Origin of the sequence: Aquimarina longa SW024 (assembly GCF_001401755.1) — a bacterium.
In the GTDB taxonomy this organism is placed as follows: domain Bacteria; phylum Bacteroidota; class Bacteroidia; order Flavobacteriales; family Flavobacteriaceae; genus Aquimarina; species Aquimarina longa.
Map to the genome: position 1 here is coordinate 1 of NZ_KQ474109.1, position 23,677 is coordinate 23,677.

Sequence of the window (23,677 nt, forward strand, 5' to 3'; positions counted from 1 at the left end):
AAAAGTGAGTTGTAATTTTGGATTTCATAGAGAACAAAGTAAAGATAAGCTAGGAGAAGTTACCAGAATTATACAATATACATTACGGGCAGACCCTCTAATTGCAATCTCATCAGAATATGAATTCGATCCTGAACGATTACCCAAAGCGTTGAAAAAATTTAAAGTAACAGCGTTGGTAGAAGGGATTATTAGTTTTGATATTAATATCCTATACGATACGCTAAAAAAAGAATTTAGAATAAACAATACTGCTGTACATCAAGAAGGTGGCGGTGGTAATGTCTTAAAAGATGGAGACATCATACAGTTAGAAGGGCAGATAGGAGTTACCTTAGAGGGAGAAGTAAAAATAGAAGGCAAATGGCAAGAAGTTTTTTTTGAATTATTTCCTGTAAAAGTGCATGCTAAAGCAGAAGGAAAACTAAACTTACATACTGCCGCAGGGATCACCCGACGATTTGGAATTCATCCAAATCTAGGTCCCTATCTAGAAGACACTCTATTCTTTGATGGGATCACAGGGGAGTATTTTCAAAAAATGACTATCACTGTACATGATGATATAGAATTAGTAAATACAAACGAAACAAACGAAACAAACGAAATTCCTAAATTCGGGTATGGCACAGCGAGTCTGGGTAGAATGTATATATTTGAGATATTTAATCCACACAAACCAGAAAAGTATTATAAAAAATGAAACATTTCAACAAAACAATATTAATTACCTTTTTAGTAATCTTTGTTTGCTGCGGGCAAGAAAATAAAAAAAATGAAAAAATGAAAAGTAGACCTATTAATAAAATTTACAAACTTCATGAACAAAAAATAGAGTATACTACTATGCCACAGTATTTTATAGAAGGGTATCAAAGTGGGTGTTATTATGAAATCTATGTAAACGGTTTTATAATGTTTAAACATTATAAAAATGTAGGGTTAATGAATCACGCTGTTCCTATTAATGATGTTATATTAAAAAGTGGTTCTCAAAAAGTAACGATCAAGCTATTTCCTCTAGGAAAAATCGATGATAAAGAATATACAACTATAGATGCAGATGATAGTTTTAGGCTTAAAATCTTTAAACGAGATAAAAAACAACCATATGAAGCAGGAGACTATGATGTAGTAAAAGAGCATTATGCTACACTTACTGATGGATTACCCTATTATGAAGAAACGTTTACATTTGAAGCAGAAGTACCTTATGAGTTAAAAGGATGGAGTGAATCGCAGGTACTTACAGAAATGGATCAAGACCAATTAGAGAAAGAAATCCTAGATGTTTATAAAAGATATGGTAATATATTAAAGAATCACAAAGAAGATGAGTGGGTTAATCTTATATATAATATTGAAAAAGAGACTAATCATTCAATTAACTATTTTGATAAAGAAAAAATTAAATTAAGAACAGATTATTTTACAAATACTTTTGATAACGAAGATATTGAAATAAAACCACTGGATAAATACAAAATAGTTTTTTCAGGAGATGGAAAAGTGGTGTCATTGCAAAGTACAGAAAGAAGAGGTAAATCAGCTTTTTCATTTATTGAAAATATAGACTATCAAGGAGAAAGACAGAAAGTAAGAACTTCGAGATTTATATATCTCCACAAACCTAAAGGCAGTAATAAACTAGAGATTATACGGTAACAATGATGAAATTACATACACACATCTTTTATTATTGGGCTACTGTTATTCTATCGGTTTTTGTGTTTTGTGGCTCTTGCGCACAAGACCATAAAAAAAATAATATGAAAAGACCTATAGAACGATTATATAGTAATGTAGAATCACTAGACTATACCACTATGCCACAATATTTTATAGAAGGATACCAAAGTGGTTGTTATTATGAAGTTTATATAAACGGAATATTAAGATTTAAACACTACAGAAATACAGGATTGATGAACCATGCCACTCCGATTAATGATTTAATTTTAAAAAGTGGCACTCAGAAAGTGACAATTAAGTTATTTCCTCTTGGTAAAATCGATGATAAGGAGTATACAACTATAGATGCCAATGATAGTTTTAGACTTAAAATTTTTAAACGAGATAAAAAACAACCATATGAAGCAGGAGACTATGATGTAGTAAAAGAGCATTATGCTACACTTACTGATGGGCTACCCTATTATGAAGAAACGTTTACTTTTGAAGCAGAAGTGCCTTATCAATTAAAAGGGTGGAGTGAATCGCAGGTACTTACAGAAATGGATCAAAAAGAATTAGAACAAAAAATATTGACGTTTTATGATCATTATGCAGATGTGATTTACGATCAAGATGAAAAAGAATGGGTAGAAATGATAAAAAACAGAGAGTTAGAATATTTAAAATCCGTTCACTATAATAACTCTACAAATTCGAAAATAAGAAATAGGATAGATAATTTTACTTTGGCATTTGACAGTAATTTTAAAGAAAAATTTCCATTAGATACCTATGAAATTATTTTTGGAGGAGATGGCAAAGTCGTAACATTAAAAAGTTTGATAGAACTTGGTAAATCCCCATATTATTATGGAATTGAAGAAATAAAAAATGGTAAAAGTTATAAATATAAAGAATATAGATATTTATATCTTCATAAACCCAAAGGTAGTAATCAATTAGAGATTATACGATAATGATAATGAAGTTTCAAATAGCTATATCCTATTGGGCGACTGTTTTACTATCGGTTTTTGTGTTTTGTGGCTCTTGCGCACAAGATCATAAAAAAAACAATATGAAAAGACCTATAGAACGATTATATAGTAATGTAGATTCACTAGACTATACTACCATGCCACAATATTTTATAGAAGGATATCAGAGTGGTTGTTTTTATGAAATTTATATCAATGGTATTTTAATATTTGAACATTACGAAAATGTAGGATTGATGAATCATGCTACACCTATTAATAGCAGGATATTACAAAGTGGTATTCAAAAAGTAACGATCAAACTATTCCCATTGGGTAAAATTAATAATAAGGAATATACAACTATAGATGCCGATGATAGTTTTAGGCTTAAAATCTTTAAGAGAGATAAAAAACAACCATATGAAGCTGGAGCCTATGATATTGTAAAAGAACATTATGCCCCTCTTACTGATGGATTGCCCTATTATGAAGAGACATTTACCTTTGAGGCAGAAGTACCCTATCAATTAAATGGGTGGAGCGAATCACAAGTACTTATAGATATGGATCCAAAAGAATTAGAGCAAGAAATTCTAGATTTCTATAAAGAATATGATGATATTATCCAAAATCAAGATGAGAAAAAATGGGTTGACATGGCTACAACCAGAGAATTGGAGTATTTGAAATCTGCTCATTACAATGACTCTAAAAACTCAGGAATAAGAAGCAGAATAAATCACTTTATTAATGTTATTGATAGCGATTTTATAGAACCTTTTCCTATGGATAAGTATAAAATTATTTTTGGAGGTGACGGAAAAGTAGTGACATTGAAAAGTATTGACAGAAAAGGTAGAGCAGCTTACTCTTATGGTGTCGAGGTTGAGATGAGTGGTAAAATGAGAAAAGAAAGGCAATCAAAATATTTACATCTTCATAAACCCAAAGGCAGTAATAAGCTAGAAATTATACGATAATGGTAATTCCCCACCCAAAATCCGATTAATTCCTTTGGCTAACGAAACGAAAAAAAGACTAATATCTGTTATCAACAACTAAAATTGACATTAGTCGAGATGGAGTTACATACACTTATATCTCATAATTGAGCTACTGCTATACTATTGGTTTTTGTGTTTTACTAAACACAAAATAGCATTAAAAATAGACCAATAGAACTTATATAGCATAGACTCTTTGTACTCCTTATTCTAAAAATTTTCAAAATTAATCCCTAAGTATTTTTGTACAACAACTAAACAATAAATAATATGATATTCGGATTTCCACCAAAATATGTCAAAAACATTACAGTACCAGGACTATCAGATAAACAATTATTCATTATAGTTATAGAAACCATAGAAGAACTAAAATGGAATGTTGATTCTTTGTTCAAAACAGAATGTGTTGCAATTACTAAATTCTCGTGGAGATCATGGAGCGAAGAAGTAACGATTAGTATTAATAATGGCTCTATTCGTCTAAAAAGTGCTTGTATCGAAAGTCAACTAATAGATTTCGGAAAAAACAAAAAGAATGTTACTCGATTTGTTTCAACATTTAATAGAATGAAAGAAGAATTATCTTTAGCTGACATAGAAGCCAAAATTGTTAAGCTAGAAAATAGTCTTAAAGCAGCAGTATCAATATATTAAGTTACACACTTAATCAGATAATGTTTACTATTCTTAAAACCAATAGAATGAAACCAACGACCATAAAAAATACTATAGACACGATTTTGAACCCTGATTTTAGGTGTTCACTTCATCATAATACTACAGATTTCTTGTCTGATTACCCTGNTTTTTTAACAAATTCAGAGAGTAATGAGTTCTACTATTCTATCCCTACAGTACCCCGCAATGGCACTGATTATGCCACCAGTATCACTGGAGAAGCAGAAATTGAAGATGCCTTATATTTAAGATCTCTTCCTATTGAAGAGATCTTAAAATTTTGTAACAAACTGATCATAATGAATAAACTTTCTGTTGCATCAAATACTACAAGAGTAGCGGTTACTATTCATGAGGTCGATTATCAAAACTCTAAGTGGAATATTTTTAAGTATTAGTTAATGGGATCTAATTTAACATGTATATCAGTTACATTTCTCATTTGTTTTTTTGGGTGTTCTACCACCGTAAAGATCAAAAATGAATATATTAAAGGTCTAAAATATTTGAAGAAAAATGAAGGGAAATTTTTGTCAATTACAGGGAGATTTTCTCATCAAAAAGAAAATATTCTTTTTTCTACTCATCGTATAATTCTAAAAGATAAAACTAAAATAGTCTTACTCCTAAATGAATATAAAAATACAGGAAAAGTACTGATTAAAGAAAACAACGGTAAGTATATAACAGTTATAGGTAAAGTTTTTATTAATGAAATCCTTGAAAAATTCGATCTAATTTCTAGAACAAACAACCCTTATTTAGTTGATATTAAATCTATTGAATTATTATCTAACGAATAACACTGTTAAACCTTTTTCACATAATGTTCTATGCAACAGGTATTCTTGGTAATTATTTCTGTAGTCGTTATATTTGAAAAATGAGTTAACCACAAATTACACAAAATTACTCTTCAGAAAATGGCAAATTTTTTAACTACGGCAGGAACTACTAATTCTATTGAGCAACTAATTTTAAATGCTCAAAGTAAATTAACTCTTGTTACTCCGTACTTAAAACTTTCTAAAACCCTGAGAGAGCGAATAGAATATGCTTGTAAAAAGAATATTAAAGTTACTTTAATATATGGTAAAAGTGAGCTAAAGGAACGAGAAAAAAAGGTTTTGTATGAATTAGCAAATGTTCAAATTTACTTTTGTGAAAACCTCCATGCTAAGTGTTATTATAATGAAGACTCATTAATCATAACATCGATGAATTTACATGAATTTTCTGAAAGATATAATCGAGAAATGGGCATTGAATTAAACCGAGAGTTAGATGAAAACATCTATTTTAAAGCGGTAGAAGAAGTTAATTCTATAAGGAGTGTATCAGTCCTTGAAAAAGATTTTGAAAATTCTAAATGTGATCTAAAACCACTGTTTATTCCCAAGAAAGATATTTTAAAATTAGATGAAGTGTATATGGATAAAGGTAACTTTTATATTCCTGCATTTAAAGCTTATTTTGAAATGCTATCAGATAAGATAGAAACTGAAATAGAAGATGAGATGTTGATAATTAGAGATTTTCCTAAAAAAAATATTAATTTAGAAATTGGCTATCGAATTATTCTAAGATTCTATGGTGATTTTGATTTTAACTCTTATAGAGAACAACACATCGCAAGTATAAGTAATGGACTGGAAGGGATTCGTTTTTATTGGAATCCCAAACGAGTTTGTATTTATCTTGAAAAAAAGAGGGTATTTGAAAAAACTCCCGAAGGATTAGAGAAAGTGATGCAATATATACTATCGATAATTGACAAAACAATCAAAAATTCTAATCTAGTAGATAAAGAAGTACTACTACCTATGGAATAATATTTTTGATTGTAATCATTTTAAAAAGGAATAAACAACATCTTTAATATCAAAAAAATAAAACTAGTAATATTCATACAAAAGGATTAATCGCAGGTTTTGCACCTTTTGGATATCCCCATGCCACATATTGACGTTTAGAAGTGTCATTATCCAAATGTACAAATCTTTTTCCAACCCCAATTCTTTTGAACCCTACCTGACGAGCTGCTCTAACAATTCTATTTCTAATAGCAGTTGTAGGTGTAGCAATATCGGCAGCTTTACATTTTGGGATTTTATGGGCAGAATTCGAAACCCCTCCAACTTTACTATTCCAGTATGCTGTTCTAGCTCCAGAGTTAATCTTTTTAAATATGGGATATTTCGTTTCTTGTTCAAGCTTTTGAAGCATTTGTATGAATTTTCGATCCATACATTTTCCAGAGTCAGGACTATCGGGACTATCAAAAGGAGAAAGATCAACCTTAGTCGATTTTTTTTTTTTCTTTTTTGATATAATAATCCCTCCCAATATCGCAATACTAGTTACTCCTAAAATCATAAAAACAGTTGATTTGCGATGCATCATTTAATTTTTAGTACAATTACACCCGTTTTTCTTTTTTTCAACCATTTTTGATTTTATGTAGATGTTAAAACCTAGATTGATGATACTGAAAATTAGGAATAGTTTAATTAGACCATTGCCTTTTGAATTGTCTTTGTCTACGATCATTTGATTAGTTATTTGAATTTCTTTTTAGCACTACTACTGCTATAATTGCAACACTAATTAACATTAGTGCTATCGGAATCATGGGAACTGTTTTCTTTCTGTTTAGTTTTTTAAGCGCAATAATTTGCTCAATATCTTTCATAATACGTTTGACCTTTCTGGCATAATTAGGATCAGTAGCATAGCCTGCATTTGCAATTTCTTCTGCAAAGCGGTAGGGATCTTTTTTGTACTGTAATGCATACCTGTACCTCCTGTTTTGAAAGAGTAATCCTGCCCAATCAATAAACGAATATAGCGGACTTGGATACGCCCTAAAAACATCTTTTATTTTGTATTTCCATTTACCATTTGCTCGAATAGGATATCCATAGAAAATAAATGGAAATTTTCGATTATTGGAATTCGAATATTCCGTAGTCGTAATCAGTTGGGTTTGTCGTTCTGTCCATCCGCCATAATTTCTACCTGATCCTTTTTTCATACCAAACATCATGTTGCCTTTGATATGTTTTGCCCACCCTGTTTCTAATGCACATTGCGCTAAGGCAAAAAGAATCGGCATGTCTGATTTCTCCGATGCTTTTTTAGCATATTCGTAATAACGAATTACAAACTGTTCTTTGATTAATGAAGGCATATGCTATTTTATGGAGTTGGTACAGTATTAAAAATAGGTGTTTGTGGTATTTCCAAGGGAGTTTTTGCGATATACGAGGGAAAATGTATCATGACTTCATCTAATTCAGAAGTAAACTCTCCTTCAATATTTAAAACCCCAAATCCACTAAATTGACAAAAGAAAAAATTCCCTTCGCTACTTAGCGTTGTCCAAGCAATCACTCCATTGACTTCTTTTGGAACAGGCATTTTTAAAACAGTGCCCTCATCTGCACTTCCTCCTATTTTTCCTGCACCACCAACCCTACGAAGCCTTATATTCAGGGGGATTATTAAATTAGTATTAATAACAGCATACGTATTTCTATCATTGATATACAATACACTTTCTGAATTTACATTCTCATCAAGAACAGAAAATACTTTCTGCTTATTTTTTGTGATTTCAAATTTATCACTTTGATATCCTGCTTTCATATTATTTAGTTATTAAAAGGGTTGTTGTTATGACCACACCTCTACAATAGTTGCATAGCTACTTAACTTCTGGTTTTTAAAATCAATCACATTATCTTTTGTATCACTTACGAGCTGTAACTTCCAATTTGTAGTAGTAAGCTTCTTAACTAAAGTATCATTATAATTTCCTAATTCTATGAGCTTGGCTAGCTTTTTAGACTGTACTACTGTAAAACAGAAATAAGTACTATCGTTTTGTTGAATCACTTTTGGTTCTAAACTTTGTGAAATAGCGATATAATTGATCATCGTTGTAATTATCCATAGCACGTACTTTTTCATGTCTTTTTGTTTTTAATTGGATGACTTCCTTTCGGTTCTGTAGAATCAAATTTGTTAAACTATCAGTTTGTGCTTCTAGTACAAAGATTTTATCATCTAAAATCTCATTCACTTCTATCAACATCTTATTATGATACTCTAGTTCTGTTATTTTTTTCAGATTTTTTTGCGTAACAATGTTTTGCTCTAATGGAAATATGCATATCATTAAAATTGTAAGTATTCCTATACTTATGAGAATAGGAGTTATCAATTTCCAGTTACTCATAGATATTCATTAGTAGTAGTTCGCTTATCTTTCTTTGGGAATACTCGTTCTACTAAAATTTCGATGATGAACTTGTGAAATACAATCGCAAATACAAATGATTGTAATAGATGTTCTACTCTCTGTAGGGTGTAGTCTCGTGCAAAAAATACGATAATTCCATAGATGACCCCTACGATAAGTACGCGATAACGTGTTCGAATTGTTATGCCAATACCGTTGGCAATCCATTCCGTAACTTTATAATGATTGATGGCATATGAGAGTAATATAAATGTGATGACATATGCCCAATCTAGGGTGTTGATATATTTTATAATATTTTGATATAAAGCTTCCATAGGTTATTTTTTTAATGTTTTTGTGATGTCCATTACTTCTTTCTGAATTTTTGCTAATTGCATATTAGGGAAGTAATTTTTTATTAAGTGTGATATGGTAACAATGCAAATTCCTGAAATCAATAGAGAAGCTACAATTTTCATCATGGTATGATTGGTAAGTGTTATGGTGACTTCTGTCTTTAACCCATCTTTATCGACAAGAGCATCGAGATAGTGCTTTATAGTTCTTTTTTTCGCAGCCATAGGTATTAGTGTTTTGTTTTTTGATAAATAGGGGTTCCCATTTTATATTTTTGGTAGATTTCCTGTGCTACCTGATCCCTTTTTAAGCTTTTACGTACAAGTTGGAGTGTTTGTAAATCAAATACCTTTGTAATTTCTCCTTTCCATCCATGATTTCTTAATAACCAAATTTGTAATCGTTCAATTTCTTTTCCTCGATCTCCTTTTTGTAATGGAAATACACTTTGTTTTTCGGATGGTTTTTCTTTTATAGTAGTACACTTTTGAGTTGATCTACTTTGTGCTTGTGTCGTTTGATGAATTGAAGAACTAGAAGGCTTCTCTGGTGCTGTTTTGTTTAGAAGTGGCTTCTTTTTTCTTTGAAATAAACTATAGCCTAAAATACTAATACCTATAATTCCTACGATACATAGTGCTTTTTGAGACTTCTTCATATCTTAATAATTTTTATATCTGTTTTCATTCCTTCTATATCTTTTTCTGTAAACGAGTTTTTTCCTAATCGTTTTCGTGCTGCTTTAATCGTTTTTCTACCAAGCATCCCATCAACCCCATCTTTATTTGTTCCAGAATTCCCAAGATCCTCTTTATATATCTTCAGGTATTTCTGAAGTGTTTCTACATCTGGATGACATGTACCGTAGGCTAGTGGGTATTTTCTATTAACACATCGAAATCTAGAGCTACGCACTTTTTTTTCAATAACAGGTTCTGCTATCATATTTTCTTGATCATTCTGCTTTTGATAATCTGATCGTATTTGAGTTTCTCCAACTTCTACAAATTTATTTTTGGGACTAAAATACCATACAACACACCCTAACACTCCAATTAGAGTTACTCCTCCCCATAGGAAATAGTTTGACTGTTTTTTTATATTACTACTGGTATTTTTCATTGTTCTATCCTTTATTATCTCGCTATCTATGCCAATCGGTAATTCGGTAATTTTCTTTTAAATCTAGAGACATATCGCTCCATTTCTTTGGTACTTAAAAAACTATCGAGATGTTTCCACATGTCAACTTTATAGAGATCAAAAAAAGCCTTCGATAGTGTGGCAATTTGTGTTTTATCCTTTAGTCTTTTAAAAACACGTCCTACTGCTGCTTCATCATCATTAAATCTTCTTTTTGCATTTTTTAAGTTCCTAGCGTATTGTTTTGCTATTTTAGGAGATAGCTCTTTAATGGGTTTTCTCAACCAGTCTTTTACATCTTTGGTATACTTCATATCAAAGGGATCTTTCCAATTTGGCTCTTCAAGTACTTTAGCTGTTCTCGACCCCATTCTTGAAACCTTGATGGGTTTTCCTGAAGAAGTCGTAACAGCAGGAGGATGCATATTTCCCATTTCTTTTTTCTTTGATTTTTTATATAACAGATATCCTGCAACTATACCGAGTACCCCTACTGTTGCAATTGTATATTGTATATTTTTGGTGATTTCCATTTTTCATTTTTTATACTATTCGATAATCATCTAAGGGATCAACAATAGCAAGTACTTTTTTGATTTCTTGTTTATCGAAACGCTTTTGTAATTTTTCAATCAAGTTGATATCATACAGCTCTTGATATGCTTTTGCTACTTGTGATACTTGTACCTTATCTTTTAATGTTCTAAAAACATTATAAATCCTCTCTTCATTATCTCCCTTGTACCAAGATCCAAATCCTGAATGTATTTTCGCTGCAAAGCGCTTTGCAGTAGTTTCTTTCAATACGATTATCGTTCCTGAACGCGTACTGAGGACTCGTTGTGCATAGTTAATATCAAAGGCTGTTTGGGCAGAAAGTCCTTTAGTCTCAGGGTTTAATTTTAGCATTAAAAGACTCAATAGCTTATCACTAAGCTGCTTTTGTTGATGCTTTCGTATTCGAAAATATAGAACCGTTCCAAACGCTACGGATGCTATGGCTGCACTTATTTTTAATTTCCCAGTCTTGGTCATTTTCCTACGATTTTTAAAGCTCCTTTTGCTCCTCTGCCTATTGGTGTTAACATGGCTAGATCTTTAGCATCTAAATCTTTAGAAGATTTCCAAAGTACAATCCCTATCACCAGTACTATAAATGCTAATGCAGCAGGGACACCCCACGATAAAAAACTACTGAGATTTTTCCCCATTCCAAGAATGTTACTTCCTATTTTTGAAACATCAGCAATATGACGAGTCGCTGCATTAGATACATCTATACCATTTTCCTTTAACCATGTATTGAAGTTCGCATTGGTAGTGCAACTGACATTGTGATTGGTTTTCCACGTAATCAGCCATAACATTTTTGCTTTTTCTTTACCGGTTTCTTTTTTTAAGCTGTTGAAATATCCAACCCATAATTCACAAGGATCATTACCTTCTGGAACGATGAATTTTTTATTTTCTATAGTAATTTCAATAGGCATGACATACTAATTTATAGTTCAAAAACTCGATTGATTTTTTCGTTAATTTGTCGATCTGAGATGTTCATATCTAGTGTTATTTATATATTTGTAATATCCTCTTATGCTGATATCGGTTGTCCCCATGTCTTTATATTTCTAAACCCTAATAATCGATATGTAGGATATGCCTTGATACATACTCGATTATTTTGGTTACCTCCTAAGCAATAGATTTCGCGTTTATCCTCACTATATCCTATAAAAAAGCCTACATGCCCTTTCCAACTACTTCTTTTTTCTCTCCAGAAAACAACCACATCTCCAAGAGTAGGCGTAGTAACTTTATTGCCTACGTTGAGCCATGATCGCGCATTGAGCTTATTACTTCTGGAGCACCCTGATTGCAGGGCTACCCAATTGACAAAGGCGCTACACCATGCCACTTCATCAGTTGTAACCCATGAATGTCCAATATCTTTAAAATACTGAAGAATCCTTTTGTCATGTAATGTGCCGTTTCTTTCGGTAACACCATACTCTGCTAATGCTATTTCAATACATGTATTCATCTGTTTTTGTTTTTAATGATACCCATATCATAGTTAAGAAGTTGTTGCATTTCAATCTGACGATAATAGGTTATAATCGTAATCGTTTGCTTTGGAGCTATAGAAAAAAGCCATCCCACACGCCCGTTTAGAATCGTATCTTTAAATTCGGTGACTTCCGCAATAGTGTTGAAATTTTGAGGGCTACTATATTTCGATAACGAAATCGAGTGTGTACTTGCTTTCCCTGCTATTGTTTCTTTTTGAAGCGTCAATACTTCAAAGCGTTTTGTTCCTGAAAAAACAAACTTTACGTGTTGTATTTTTACAGGATTGAATGTAAAATCTTCTCGATTACTATAGTATTCTTCATTAATACGTACGGCACTACTTTCTTTTTTGTAGCTAATCAAAGAAATCGAAGACCCTGTCGTATCAGTACTGTAAATCAGATCATTCTTGATATCTACAACCACTCCTGTATTTACCACGCCTAATGCTAAGGTTTCAATTACCTGATCTATACTATTGATAATCGAAAAGGTATTATCATATCTATTTCCAACATACATCAATTCAGTATTTGGATTATATACGATTCGGTAGGGAGCTGCCCCTACAGAGATTTCAGTTTCTTTAGTGTGAGTCTCTAAATTTATTGGAATTACAGAATTACTCCGTGATGATACGACATATAATTTAGCGTTTATAGGATTAAAAATAGCAGTGGTTAGTCCATCTCCGATATCAGTAATTGTAGTCTCTGCCGTATTATTTTGATCTAATACAGTAATGCTATTATCTCCTGAGTTTAAAACGTAACTATCTCCACGCTCAGGATGAAACGCAATACTGCGAGGATATTTCCCTACAGGTATCGTAGCAATCAGATTTTCTGTAGCATCAAGTACACTTACTGTATTTTCTCCAATATTGGCGACATATAGTTGTTGATTTACGGTATTAAAAGTGATTCCTATAGGTCGAACCCCTACTACAATGGTATTTTCAACTTCTAATGTTGTCGTTAAAATACTAACAGTATTGTTTAAAATATTCGCCACGTAGACCTTTCCGTAGTTTGGGGAATCAGCAAGGGAGTTTACAGCCAGATCTACGGGCGAACTGCCATAGGCAGATGATGGATGAATTGCGATACTACGGATCAATGATCCATCACTATTTAAAATACTTATGGTACTAGACAATTGATTTGCGATATAGGTATATCCATTAAAAGGATTGATAAGCATTCCTTGTGGATAGATATTAGGTTGCGTACTATTTTCTATACTAATGGTATGTACACTATGATCTTTGATATCTCCTGATAATACAGGACTTAATGGAGGTTTCTTATGACCGCTCCATAAATGTATTGCACGTTCTATCGATGAAGTGTTGGTAATGGTTAGTTGGTTTTTTTCTTGCTGTTGTAGTATACTAGGATTCGTTGTTGCTATTGTTTTTTTAAATAAGCGTTTTTCAGGTCTTTTATTCCTTTGATTTTTTAAGCTTTTAGATGATTCTGAAATAACTTTTGTTGGTTTTGCATCAATATGCTTTGCTGCTGTTATAAAACCATCTTCATCACTTGATGCTTCTGCATCTAACGCTTTGGTCTTTGCTTTTTGTGAACTACATTTCAATAATGTAAAAAGTGCCACTAATCCAATGCTCGTAAGTAATGCTATTTCGGTACTTTTTTTCATTGTGACAGGGTATAATTATCAATAAATGCTATAATATCTTTGGTGCGTTCTACTTGTGCTTTCCCTACTAATTCAGGATACATGCTAAAAATTTTAGTTGCTGCGTAGACGGCTTCAATTTTCGGAAAACCATATGCTAAATAATACGCTATCCCACATAGATCTGCCCTTTTTTGACTTCTGGTATTTAAAAACCAATGACACCCTTCATGAGCTAATATCGCTACGCGAATAGGGATTGTAAAGGTTCTAAATAAACGCTGTGAGATTTGTACCCTTGGCATTTTACGGTGTGTGCGAGCAGGAGTAATTAATTCATTACCAAAACTATCTACAATCGCAGGGAGGTACTGGAATAGAAATTCTTGTGTTGGACTATCATAAAATCCTGTAGGGGTATATCCTGCTTTTTGAGCAAACTGAACCGAAAAATCCATAAAACGCTGTCGTTCAGGAGTAGACCATATTTTAGGAGGAGTCATTTTTTCTACACTAAAATCAGTGATTGTAATCCCTGAGTCGTTAGGATTTCTTTTATCATATACCTGTAAGATGAGCTGCTTTGCACTTACGGGTAATGGAATCTCAATATTTCTCTGCTGTCCTTTTTTTAAGCTTACTTTTCTTCGGAAATAATGCGTATTGGAATACTTAGGATCAAAAACCTTGATTCCAACCTCAATTGCCCATTCTACTTTGATTGTAAGTAGAATGGTAAGAGCTTCTCGATTTGAGGGAATTGGAATAACCATAGATAGATGTAAGTATTATTTTTTTGTGATATGTAAGTATTTCTTTTGATTGTTATTGTACAGTATAACCCCTGCAATGCCTACAAAAAGGAGTGCTACACCTCCTATGATGTAAGGAGTGTAGTTTGGTTTTTTCTTATCATCATTTAGAGCATCATCCTTCGAAGTAGTATCTTTAGCATTGTTTTTAAGCCCTATATTATAATCTTTTGCTAATTCTTGTGATTGTACAGGTATCGGTTTGGTAAGTACTGTATCTACTGCTCCTCCTATCGCTTGTCCTCCTCCAAGATCACGATACGCTTGCCCTAATCTGGAAAAAAAACCTCCCCTTCTGATATTGGCTAGTCGTCGTTCTTTTCGTATTTGTTGTCGCTCTTTTTTTCTGGCTTGGCGTTTAGCTTTTCGTAAAGCACGTCGTTTGATACGTTCTGCTTTACTTCTAAAAAAATCATCATATTGCTCCTCGCCTAGATGATCTTCTATAAATTGTTCAGTTTCTCCTGCTATCATGATAGTATTATTTTTTTGAATGATTCTAAATGGTTAGAGTACATAAAGCACTTGTAGCGTAGAATCATTCGTCTCAAATGAAATTGCGTTGTAAGGCTTTCCGATAAACGGGTAACTTTTCGCTTCCCCTGATTTTAATGTCACATTGTTGACTGTTATAGGGGTATCTCCTATATTTTTAACAGAAGCAAATAAAAACCCTAACGGGATTTCTCCCGATTCAGTAAACTCCTGTTCTGTTATTTTTGCTAGTATATCCATCTAGTATTTTGTTTTAGTGGTATAGGAAAAAATAGCCCAAGCACTCACTAAAGTGATTGCTGTGATTGCAATTCCTACTTTTATGTTTTTATATTTTGTTGTTCGTCCATTTTTTTCCCCCGTTTCTTTATGATATTGTTCCTGTGCTTGTTTATCTTGTATACCCTTATCTTTTTGAGTCATGGGATTAATGGGAGGAACATTAGCCATATACCTTCTGGTAATCATTTTTTGTTTTGGTACTTCTTTTTTCTTTTTTTGGTGTATTTTTTTTTGTTGAATTGATTGTGATCGTTGTATTTTTTTAGTTGGTTTTACTTTATTTCTCTTTGCAATTCTTCGAGACTCTACAGCGATTAAAACTGGTCTTTTCTTTTTTTTGTAAACCCTTTTTACTGGGGCATGTATTTTTACAGGGATATGCTTTTTTACAACTTTAATACGTCTCCGTTTTCCTATTTTATAAGAACTAGCAGCTAATTTTGCAGGTCTAAATATGTGAGGAAAATGTCTCTTCTTTTTCGCTCGCTTTCTTGAAAACAAACCAAAAGAGTTTCGATGATGTATTCTATATGTAGGGTCAAGGATCATAACTCGTAGCTACTATTTTGATATAGGTAGCGAAGCAGTATAATTAGGTACTGGTGTAGCGGATTTTTTAGTAAAAACCAATACACCTGTAATCAGAAGTACGAAAACACCAACTCCTCCAGCCATTAGCATTGTATTTTTTGACATGCCTTTACCTCCTTTTTCTTCCTTTTCCTTAGCTTCCTCTCGTTGTTGTCGCTCCCGTTCTTCTTGCCTTCTTCTTTCAGCACGTCGTTGTTCTTCTCGTCTACGTTGCTCATCTCTACGCTGCTGTTCTTCTCTTCGTCGTTGTTCTTCTCTTCGTTGTTGTTCTTCTCTTCGTTGTTGTTCTTCTCTTCGTTGTTGTTGTCTTCTCATTTCTCGAACCCGTCGCTCCATATCTCTTCTGGAACGTTCTGCTTGATCGGCTGCACGTCTGGCTGCTGCTCTGGATGCTGCTAAAGCAGCAGCATTTCCATTGCCACCACCTCGAGAACCACCTCGAGATCGCCCTTTAAGTAATCCTCCTACTAATTTAAGTCCACCTTTCAAAATCGATCCAAAAAACTCATCTTCCTCATCGTCTTGATTCAGATAAGAACTATATTCAGATCGTAGTAATTCCTTTCCATTCTTTTGAACATGAATAGTTACTAGATCTCCTAAATCATCTACAAAAGCATCATCAGGCATCATGGTAATGACAGATTCTATCAAATCTTTTCGATTTGGCGGACTTTTAAAACCAAGCCCATAGTCACTCAATAAAGAAATAACACTTTCAGGCTTGGTCAAGATCAAATGGCTAATCAAATTGATCGTTTGGTTATATTGTTGCTGTTTCATTGCTAGTTATTTTTTAAATACAGAACAGAGGACTACACCGCTTAAAAACGATAGTCCTATCATCATAATTTCATCTCGTTTGATCGTAGTAGAAACTTCTTTTTCTTTAGGAGTGTCATCAACCTCATTTGCGCTGCTTTGAGGTAACAGTCGTCGTTGTCGTAATTCATTCCATACCATTTGCACCTCACTTGCAAGCTTTTGATCTGTAGGGTTAATATTTGATTTTTTAACAATACGTTTATAGTATTTTTCCAATTCTCGATCACTAGTATCTGTAAATTGATCTAAAAACATATCTTCATCTCCTGAGCCATTGTAGTTCGAATGTCCACAATTTCCACAAAAATTATCCTCATTGTAATAATTATCATTACTACACGAATTACAACTATTAGATTTTTTGGTAGGTTTTTCTAAATTGAGAATCGCGTGTTTATCAGGGTGAATTTTTAATAACTTGGTAATAACTGAGGTTCCTTTTTTTCGAATTAACTCTTTAGTCGCTTCTACCAGATGATGTGGGTTTTTTGAAGCTTCAAAACCACAATCATAGATCAATTTTCGTACAGCATCTACATTGTTATACACAATGTAGTCTATACTATTTTGAGCAAAATCTGTTTTTGTTGTTGAACTTCTCATAAATATCTGTGGTTAAAAATTCCAATAGCAGATACAACACATAGGACTACTATTGGAATATCAATTATCTTCTTTTTAAACGAGAAGTAGACTTAATGACTCTTGGTTTACGACTACGTCGTTTCCGTCGTCTTCGTTGTAACATGTCGATTTGTGGTAAGCCCGTGGCTCTTGGTGTACGGGAAAGTTCCGCTACATTTCTTCCTTTTAGCAAATTACCCATATTAGCGCGTACCTTAATAGTAAACGTAAATACTGCGGTGGTTTGTGCATTGATGGTAAGTTGTATGGAGCTTTGCCCACTCACATTCATCGCAAATCCTCCCGAATCTACCATATTCTTGTCAAAGTTTTGTGGAGAACTAGAATTACGAGGTTGCCACACTCGAGTCGTAATCGTTCCTGACGCTGTTTTATTGACAATTTTTAGTACATTATCAAATTGCAATGCATCACTTACAGAGTACTTTAACCCAACAATTTTAAAAGGGTTCGACTTACTTTCTTCTCGTACTTCTTTGTGGCTCGATTCTTCAACCTCTACCGTTACACCATCAACTTGCTGTACTTCTTGATTTCCTCCAAAAATAACTGCCGTTTTAGACTCATCAGTAGTATTTTTTACCGTTACCGTTAGCGTTCGATCATTGGCATCTATAGAGCCAATCGAGGAACGTCTGTAATCGTCATAATCTTGTTCATCATATACTTCCATATAGTCGTGTTCTTCAAATTCATCATCATCATAATTATCATATTCATCTAACCCTTCCATACCACTATCGAAATCATCTTCTTCATAATCATGATCTTCTAAGCTATTATAGTTATCATAACGCTCTTCTGCATCGTCTTGATAACGCATTAATTCGTCATTATAATTCATATTTTTATTTTTTATGTTTAGTTACTTTTTTTAGTGTTTCTCTCTTTTTTAAAGAGTTATCCTTTTGGTTTTTGTGTATCCGTTTTTTTAGTTCCTAATTGTTTCTGTTTTACTTTCTCCTTCCAAGGAGCAATCATAAATACACCGATGCTTGCTCCAATTAAAAGCGCTACTGCGCCAACAGTTAAGGTTGTATAATCGAAATCTTTTGATTGTGCCATTTTTTGCTGTTTTTAAGTGAATAATTGGCTGGTTTCTAAACCGTTGATTGCTAATATCAACATCATAGACCAAAAATCCGCGTATCATTTTCGTACCTCGTGACGTAGAAAAAAAATGACGTAAGTATTTATAAGGGATACAGCAAGGTACAAGCGGTACGAAATTTTTATAGCGGTTTTCTATTATAGAGTTTAATGAAATAAATAACCTTTTGTAAAAAACTAAAAAAAGTCGCCTAAGAAAATTGTACCAAATTTATTAGCTACTCCAAGAGTTTGCTTTATTTGTTTATTTCTAAAGCTTATCTTTATGAATTATAGATGTATATTTTGAATATGCCTCAAACTGATCCTTTATTAAAAAAGAAATTAATAGAGCTTTTTAGAAAAATTATTAGGTAATCCTAAAACAGTAGCAAGAATATTTTAAAAAACTAAATAACCTATGATACTAATAGCTATTTTACTCCCTTGGTTATCTTTCTTTTTAAGAGGGAAAATAATTTCTGGAATTATCTGTTTAGTTTTACAATTAACCTTAATAGGATGGATTCCCGAAGCAATTTGGGCTGTTGCATCCAGATTAGATGGAAAAAATAGAAAAAGAATAAATCAAATGGAAAAAAGAATCGTTAACTCTCAACATAAAATCTAAATAATCGATGAGAAATATGAAAGAAGTAAACTGTTGTTTAGTCATTATTTTAATATGCACATTGTTTAGTTGTGGAAATACCGAAAAACCTAAAGTAACAAAAGCAATTGAAAAAGTAGAAAAACCATCTGAAAATGCTAATAATTTAAGAGCATTAAAAGAAATCAAAACAGAATCTAAAATTAAGAATGCTTTTATTTCCGATGATAGTATTTTGTACGTAGAAGTTTTAGATGATGGAACATCTAGAGATGGATATGCAGATTACTTGTGTCAAGTTCTTTTAGATTTCAAACCTATAAACCTTGAAATTAAAGTAATAAAGTATGAGCCTAAAAAAGAGCTAAAGAATGGTGTTTTTAATAGAATTATTTTAGGAGAGAGTAACTGTAAATATTAAAGTTCAAATAAACGATGAGAAATATTCAAGTATCTGGAAGCAATGAAGAATTAAAAAAAGTAATTGCTTTTTGTAAAAAAAATAAAATTTCATATTCAATCACAAATCAAAAGATGGAAGATTTCGAATTTCCAAAAACCAATTTCAAAGATGTTAAAAATCAATCAGAATAGATCAAACTAAAAGTATAATACATAAACGATGAAATGAAAAATTCTTTAAAAGAAAAATATGGTTTTGAAACACGAATAGCTACATATAAAGAAATTGAAGATCTTGCAGAGTTTTTAGCAAATCAAAACTTGAAAAATAAACTAAAAAGCAAAAGTCTTTCTAGTATAGAAGAGAATAGAACAAGAATTATTGAACTAATTGACAATACAGTTATAGTGCAAGATTACAAAAAATTTGATGTATCTATTTACTTATACAATTATAGTCAACAATATAACCAAAATGAAGTTATGTCCATTCCTTTTAGAGTTTTAAAAACAAAATTTGGTATGGAAACGTTAACACAGAACGATATAGTTTTCAAATTAAAAGATCTTCAAAAAGAAAAGTATCGCAAAAAAGTAAAAACAAAAGGGAGACAGAAAAGACCAATGGATGAATCAATCGAAAAAACAATTCAAGTTAAAAAATATTTAGAAAAACATACTTTAAAAAATATAGCAGGAATTTGTAATGAATTCGGGTTTTCAAAAACAACATTTTACCGTGTCAGTAAATGGATCGACTCACATAAATTAAAAATCTAATAACATATATTTATCTATTGAAAGATTAAAAGGAAATGAAATTATTCTAAAGCCCAAAATATAGTATTACTCAATTTTTCTAAATCAACTCTTTCATAAAATTGAATATATTTACTATTAATACACACGGATTGTATTTGATTGGCATCTTCTGGAAGTTTATCTACAAACTTGATTGTATAATTCTGACCTTTGCCAGTAACTTTATGATATTCTAATAATGTATCTTCAATTCCTATTTCTGTCATTTGCTGTTTTTCAATAACACTACGAGTTTCAAAAATAATACCAATTTTATAAACCATAATTATGGGATGCGAAATCTCATAATGTATTCTTAAAAAAAAATATGACCACACTACCAACAACACGCGATCTTTGGAGTATCCTATTTATTAGTGGATTAATATTAATACTTTATGGTATTTCAAAACAGTATGAATATAAACGCCTTGTAGAGGACTATTCTACTCAATCGGGTATACTACGTTATCAATTGGAGGAAAACAGGAATAAGCTTAAATTTTTCACTAACGAATCAACTGATGCATCGAAAAGTATTCATGAAAAAATTACACTAAATACAGAAAGTCAAAACAAAAAAACTGAAATTGAAGTTGAGTATGAAATTTAAAAAAAAAAGTACGATATCTTAAATATTGAAAAAAACTACAAATCAAAATTTCACAAAAACGAAAATTTAATCTACCTATCAGTCATCATTTTTGGCTTGTTTTTTTCATTAATCGGACTCATTCAATTCATTAAAAAACAAGTATTTAAAGACAAAATACTTTATTCTGAATATATCAATCTAAAAGTAAAACATCCTAAATGTCAAAGTTGTGGAATGTATCTTATAGATGATGATAAATTTGATAAAGAAAGTAACTATTGCTCAAATTGTTATAATACTGAAGGGTTTATTGATAAAGATATTTCATTATCTAAATTTTTAGAAAAAATTGAAGAGCAATTATTGTTAAAAGGGTTTAAGGAGTCAGAAATTAAATCTAGATTAAAAAAAGTTCCAAATTTAATGAGATGGAGAAAAAAATTCGACTGGGAAAAAACTACATTTCAAATTAACCAAGAGAAATAATCCCCAAAAGTTTAGAAAGACTATAGCGACACTTATATTGAAGGACAAAAGGTAAGTTTGTTTTTTGAATATTAGGTTATAGGCTATTTTTAAATATAGAACAATTAAAAAATAAGGGGATTTGATAGATCACTATATCAGATGCCCTTCAGCATAATTTTTATAAAACCAATCCTTGTTCTTCTGCTAATTCCTTTTCCCAACTTGGTTTTCCTTCAGAAAGCCACTGAAAATAATATTTAAGAAAACTCTGTAAAAATACTTGGTCTTATTTACAAAAAACTGATCACCCCTTCTAATGTAGCAATACCATTAAAAAAAGGAATCAGACACATTGAATGGCATTAATTGATAAGTTGTTCCATTAATCACTAAATTTTCAGGATCAGATTGATTAATACAATTAACAGCTACATATATTAACTGATATGTTTTTCCTGTAATATCTAGCAAAAAACTACTAATATGTGTGTTTTTTGAATTTAAATTCCACAAAGACCATCACATTCTTCGATTAATTCTGGAAATATATTAAGTTGTTTAGAAGCCAGTTCTTTACCCTTAATCAAGTCAATAATCACTTCTTTTAGAGGTCTACAAGAACGATGTAAATAACACTCACCCTGAATCTTTGGGTAGTTTCTAATTTTCTCATCCAAGGTAACCGCAGCATCAAAATTATCAGGTTCATTTTGATAAATCCAGATCCAATACTTGTCGGAATGATAAGGACATATGATACAACTTGAACGTATCGGAACAGGGATATTTTTAGCCTTAAAATTATTGATGCAATCGATACGTCTAATTCTTTTTTCTATCAAAGGAAACCGATGTGTTAAGTATCTGACATTCGATGCTTTCATTCGTTGCATTTCATCGTAACTGATCCCTAGCCATAGACTAATACTATCACCTTTTGAAGTAACTTCTCTTATACGTTTACGAACAGGTCTTATCTTATAATCTGCGGTACATTGGCGTCTTAAAATTCCTTTTTTTCCTGTTATTGGATTTCGAGTATAATAAGGTACTCCTTCATATCGCTTTCTCTCTCCATTCATATATGAAAGAGCATCTTTATAAATAGTTCCTGAAGACACCACATCAATTGTGAAATTATACTCTTTATCCACATAATTTATTAGCCAATCTAAGTAACGATATACTCCTTTTGGTTCATTCCCTGTATCAGAGAAAATAGCCTGTGTAGGAATCTTATCAAACGCTCCATCAAGACCACGTAATAGTAGATCTGTTGATTGTATTCCTGCTCCTAATGAAATAATATGATGTTCCATAGTACTTATTCTTTATTGTATTTCTGTAGTTCTAGAATCATGATATCTAGTAAAATCACAAATCAACTTGATAATTGCAGTATTACGATCTTTATATTTCAACCTTCCTTTAAAATCACGTTCATTTAAAAGCATACGTACTTTTTTTCCTTCTTCCTGATCGATATATCTTTTGCATGCTCTTATAAAGGCAGCTCGACTGCACCCCATAATCTTACGTTGTCGCATATTGACATACACAAAAAAACTCTTCTTTACCTTGTACTCTTCTTCTGTAATCTTACCTTCAGTAAAAGCACGTGAGCATAAATCATATTGTTCATCAACGATAAGCTGTGCTATACGCACCATTTGATATTTGGGAATACGATTTCTATATCGTATGACATCATCCACTTGATGATGCAAACGAAGCCAAGTACAATTTTGCCACTCGGAAGTGGTAATTTTTGCGATGGACTGATGTGTCAGCAAAACATCAATTCCTTTATGTCGTACGGTACACAATGCACCTATCATCGATTGTCCTTTCGCTCCCGCCATATAGTGATCGATATCATCTAGCACAATCATTCCATTTTTAAAATGCTTTAGAATCTTATCAACTATTTCCTTTTTATCATCATCATTCATTGGTGTACCATCAGGGTTAAATGGTCTTATCCGTCTACACGATACTGCCGTTAATGCTTTGATGTAATTTGGGTTTAATGTTCTAAACTCAGGATAATCGTCATCGTTTGTATCAAAGGCTAACACCTTGCGACCTTTCTTTCTAATAGAAGGATTATCTTTTAGGTATTTTTTGATTTCCAGTTTGTTTCTGTAAGTTTTCCCAACGCCCGTCTCTCCACATACCACCACAATTACGTTTTGTCGTTCTAGATCCTCTTTTTTATAGTGTATCGGTTTTCTACCTTTCATAGATTTATTCTTTAGTATTTCTA

General features: G+C 32.0%; 37 protein-coding genes. 13 read left to right on the forward strand and 24 right to left on the reverse strand.

Translation table 11 applies throughout. The features are described from left to right. The 7 genes from N456_RS24685 to N456_RS22770 form a co-directional block, all read left to right on the forward strand. On the forward strand, positions 1-703 hold a 703-nt coding region (locus tag N456_RS24685; RefSeq protein ID WP_158447955.1), incomplete at its 5' end, for a hypothetical protein. Between the two features lie 80 nt (positions 704-783). Then, positions 784-1,665, forward strand: a complete 882-nt coding sequence (locus N456_RS22740; protein ID WP_148639420.1) for a hypothetical protein — start codon at positions 784-786, stop codon at positions 1,663-1,665. 2 nt (positions 1,666-1,667) lie between these two features. Continuing rightward, positions 1,668-2,651 (forward strand): hypothetical protein, encoded by a 984-nt coding sequence (locus N456_RS22745; RefSeq protein WP_205410299.1) that lies wholly within the window; start codon positions 1,668-1,670, stop codon positions 2,649-2,651. 5 nt (positions 2,652-2,656) lie between these two features. Further along, positions 2,657-3,634, forward strand: coding sequence for a hypothetical protein (locus tag N456_RS22750; protein WP_148639422.1), 978 nt, complete (start codon positions 2,657-2,659; stop codon positions 3,632-3,634). 294 nt (positions 3,635-3,928) lie between these two features. Beyond that, positions 3,929-4,315, forward strand: coding sequence for a hypothetical protein (locus N456_RS22755; RefSeq protein ID WP_062062657.1), 387 nt, complete (start codon positions 3,929-3,931; stop codon positions 4,313-4,315). 530 nt (positions 4,316-4,845) lie between these two features. Then, positions 4,846-5,142 (forward strand): hypothetical protein, encoded by a 297-nt coding sequence (locus N456_RS22765; RefSeq protein ID WP_148639424.1) that lies wholly within the window; start codon positions 4,846-4,848, stop codon positions 5,140-5,142. Positions 5,143-5,262: 120 nt separating this feature from the next. Beyond that, the gene (locus N456_RS22770; protein ID WP_062062665.1) at positions 5,263-6,171 is read left to right on the forward strand and encodes a phospholipase D family protein; all 909 of its coding nucleotides are present in this window, start codon (positions 5,263-5,265) and stop codon (positions 6,169-6,171) included. A gap of 73 nt (positions 6,172-6,244) precedes the next feature. Here N456_RS22770 and N456_RS22775 read toward each other — a convergent pair whose 3' ends face one another. The 21 genes from N456_RS22775 to N456_RS24690 form a co-directional block, all read right to left on the reverse strand. Then, the gene (locus N456_RS22775) at positions 6,245-6,739 is read right to left on the reverse strand and encodes a D-Ala-D-Ala carboxypeptidase family metallohydrolase (RefSeq protein ID WP_062062786.1); all 495 of its coding nucleotides are present in this window, start codon (positions 6,737-6,739) and stop codon (positions 6,245-6,247) included. 154 nt (positions 6,740-6,893) lie between these two features. Beyond that, positions 6,894-7,529: a glycoside hydrolase family 73 protein gene (locus tag N456_RS22780; RefSeq protein WP_062062669.1), complete on the reverse strand. Its 636-nt coding sequence runs from the start codon at positions 7,527-7,529 to the stop codon at positions 6,894-6,896. A gap of 8 nt (positions 7,530-7,537) precedes the next feature. After that, positions 7,538-7,987, reverse strand: a complete 450-nt coding sequence (locus N456_RS22785; RefSeq protein ID WP_062062672.1) for a hypothetical protein — start codon at positions 7,985-7,987, stop codon at positions 7,538-7,540. 27 nt (positions 7,988-8,014) lie between these two features. Continuing rightward, positions 8,015-8,311 carry a hypothetical protein gene (locus N456_RS22790; protein ID WP_158447956.1) on the reverse strand — a complete coding sequence of 99 codons (297 nt, stop codon included), beginning with the start codon at positions 8,309-8,311 and terminating at the stop codon, positions 8,015-8,017. A 264-nt stretch (positions 8,312-8,575) separates the two neighbouring features. After that, the gene (locus N456_RS22800; RefSeq protein WP_062062681.1) at positions 8,576-8,920 is read right to left on the reverse strand and encodes a hypothetical protein; all 345 of its coding nucleotides are present in this window, start codon (positions 8,918-8,920) and stop codon (positions 8,576-8,578) included. 3 nt (positions 8,921-8,923) lie between these two features. After that, positions 8,924-9,166, reverse strand: a complete 243-nt coding sequence (locus tag N456_RS22805) for a hypothetical protein (protein WP_062062684.1) — start codon at positions 9,164-9,166, stop codon at positions 8,924-8,926. A 5-nt stretch (positions 9,167-9,171) separates the two neighbouring features. After that, complete coding sequence (locus N456_RS22810; protein WP_062062687.1) at positions 9,172-9,600, reverse strand: hypothetical protein; 429 nt, start codon at positions 9,598-9,600, stop codon at positions 9,172-9,174. Then, the gene (locus N456_RS22815; protein ID WP_062062690.1) at positions 9,597-10,064 is read right to left on the reverse strand and encodes a hypothetical protein; all 468 of its coding nucleotides are present in this window, start codon (positions 10,062-10,064) and stop codon (positions 9,597-9,599) included. The genes N456_RS22810 and N456_RS22815 overlap by 4 nt, the downstream gene beginning before the upstream one ends. A gap of 26 nt (positions 10,065-10,090) precedes the next feature. Continuing rightward, positions 10,091-10,618: a hypothetical protein gene (locus tag N456_RS22820; protein ID WP_062062693.1), complete on the reverse strand. Its 528-nt coding sequence runs from the start codon at positions 10,616-10,618 to the stop codon at positions 10,091-10,093. 10 nt (positions 10,619-10,628) lie between these two features. Further along, positions 10,629-11,120, reverse strand: coding sequence for a hypothetical protein (locus N456_RS22825; RefSeq protein WP_062062696.1), 492 nt, complete (start codon positions 11,118-11,120; stop codon positions 10,629-10,631). Then, entirely contained in the window at positions 11,117-11,575 is a 459-nt protein-coding gene (locus tag N456_RS22830; protein WP_062062699.1) for a hypothetical protein, read from the reverse strand. The genes N456_RS22825 and N456_RS22830 overlap by 4 nt, the downstream gene beginning before the upstream one ends. A gap of 101 nt (positions 11,576-11,676) precedes the next feature. Next, positions 11,677-12,126, reverse strand: coding sequence for a TIGR02594 family protein (locus N456_RS22835; protein ID WP_062062702.1), 450 nt, complete (start codon positions 12,124-12,126; stop codon positions 11,677-11,679). Further along, a complete protein-coding gene (locus tag N456_RS22840) occupies positions 12,123-13,817 on the reverse strand; it encodes a YncE family protein (RefSeq protein ID WP_062062705.1) in 1,695 nt (564 codons plus the stop codon). The genes N456_RS22835 and N456_RS22840 overlap by 4 nt, the downstream gene beginning before the upstream one ends. Continuing rightward, complete coding sequence (locus tag N456_RS22845; protein ID WP_062062708.1) at positions 13,814-14,569, reverse strand: hypothetical protein; 756 nt, start codon at positions 14,567-14,569, stop codon at positions 13,814-13,816. The genes N456_RS22840 and N456_RS22845 overlap by 4 nt, the downstream gene beginning before the upstream one ends. 15 nt (positions 14,570-14,584) lie before the next feature. Then, entirely contained in the window at positions 14,585-15,082 is a 498-nt protein-coding gene (locus tag N456_RS22850; protein WP_062062711.1) for a hypothetical protein, read from the reverse strand. 33 nt (positions 15,083-15,115) lie between these two features. Then, positions 15,116-15,343: a hypothetical protein gene (locus N456_RS22855; RefSeq protein ID WP_062062714.1), complete on the reverse strand. Its 228-nt coding sequence runs from the start codon at positions 15,341-15,343 to the stop codon at positions 15,116-15,118. Then, positions 15,344-15,934, reverse strand: coding sequence for a hypothetical protein (locus N456_RS22860; RefSeq protein WP_062062717.1), 591 nt, complete (start codon positions 15,932-15,934; stop codon positions 15,344-15,346). Positions 15,935-15,946: 12 nt separating this feature from the next. After that, entirely contained in the window at positions 15,947-16,759 is an 813-nt protein-coding gene (locus N456_RS22865) for a hypothetical protein (RefSeq protein ID WP_062062722.1), read from the reverse strand. A gap of 6 nt (positions 16,760-16,765) precedes the next feature. Next, a complete protein-coding gene (locus tag N456_RS22870) occupies positions 16,766-17,404 on the reverse strand; it encodes a hypothetical protein (RefSeq protein WP_062062725.1) in 639 nt (212 codons plus the stop codon). Positions 17,405-17,468: 64 nt separating this feature from the next. Further along, a complete protein-coding gene (locus N456_RS22875; protein ID WP_062062729.1) occupies positions 17,469-18,290 on the reverse strand; it encodes a hypothetical protein in 822 nt (273 codons plus the stop codon). A gap of 56 nt (positions 18,291-18,346) precedes the next feature. Beyond that, positions 18,347-18,511 (reverse strand): hypothetical protein, encoded by a 165-nt coding sequence (locus N456_RS24690; protein ID WP_158447957.1) that lies wholly within the window; start codon positions 18,509-18,511, stop codon positions 18,347-18,349. A gap of 445 nt (positions 18,512-18,956) precedes the next feature. On the opposite strand from N456_RS24690, the gene N456_RS22880 reads away from it, so the two are divergent. From N456_RS22880 to N456_RS22890, 4 genes are read left to right on the forward strand one after another with little or no spacing between them, the layout of a single operon-like run. Continuing rightward, positions 18,957-19,166: a YqaE/Pmp3 family membrane protein gene (locus tag N456_RS22880; RefSeq protein ID WP_062062732.1), complete on the forward strand. Its 210-nt coding sequence runs from the start codon at positions 18,957-18,959 to the stop codon at positions 19,164-19,166. 16 nt (positions 19,167-19,182) lie between these two features. Further along, entirely contained in the window at positions 19,183-19,566 is a 384-nt protein-coding gene (locus N456_RS22885; RefSeq protein WP_148639426.1) for a hypothetical protein, read from the forward strand. A 14-nt stretch (positions 19,567-19,580) separates the two neighbouring features. Beyond that, positions 19,581-19,739 (forward strand): hypothetical protein, encoded by a 159-nt coding sequence (locus tag N456_RS24695; RefSeq protein ID WP_158447958.1) that lies wholly within the window; start codon positions 19,581-19,583, stop codon positions 19,737-19,739. 33 nt (positions 19,740-19,772) lie between these two features. After that, entirely contained in the window at positions 19,773-20,327 is a 555-nt protein-coding gene (locus N456_RS22890) for a hypothetical protein (RefSeq protein ID WP_062062738.1), read from the forward strand. 41 nt (positions 20,328-20,368) lie between these two features. On the opposite strand, the gene N456_RS22895 is transcribed toward N456_RS22890, so the two are convergent. Further along, a complete protein-coding gene (locus N456_RS22895; RefSeq protein ID WP_062062741.1) occupies positions 20,369-20,632 on the reverse strand; it encodes a hypothetical protein in 264 nt (87 codons plus the stop codon). A 44-nt stretch (positions 20,633-20,676) separates the two neighbouring features. Between N456_RS22895 and N456_RS22900 the strand changes: the two genes are divergently transcribed. Both N456_RS22900 and N456_RS22905 read left to right on the forward strand, forming a co-directional pair. Further along, positions 20,677-20,961 (forward strand): hypothetical protein, encoded by a 285-nt coding sequence (locus N456_RS22900; protein WP_062062744.1) that lies wholly within the window; start codon positions 20,677-20,679, stop codon positions 20,959-20,961. A 96-nt stretch (positions 20,962-21,057) separates the two neighbouring features. Then, complete coding sequence (locus N456_RS22905) at positions 21,058-21,429, forward strand: zinc ribbon domain-containing protein (RefSeq protein WP_062062747.1); 372 nt, start codon at positions 21,058-21,060, stop codon at positions 21,427-21,429. A gap of 482 nt (positions 21,430-21,911) precedes the next feature. Here N456_RS22905 and N456_RS22910 read toward each other — a convergent pair whose 3' ends face one another. Then, positions 21,912-22,730 carry a hypothetical protein gene (locus N456_RS22910; protein ID WP_062062750.1) on the reverse strand — a complete coding sequence of 273 codons (819 nt, stop codon included), beginning with the start codon at positions 22,728-22,730 and terminating at the stop codon, positions 21,912-21,914. A 12-nt stretch (positions 22,731-22,742) separates the two neighbouring features. After that, positions 22,743-23,654, reverse strand: coding sequence for a hypothetical protein (locus N456_RS22915; protein ID WP_062062754.1), 912 nt, complete (start codon positions 23,652-23,654; stop codon positions 22,743-22,745). Positions 23,655-23,677 lie beyond the last annotated feature (23 nt).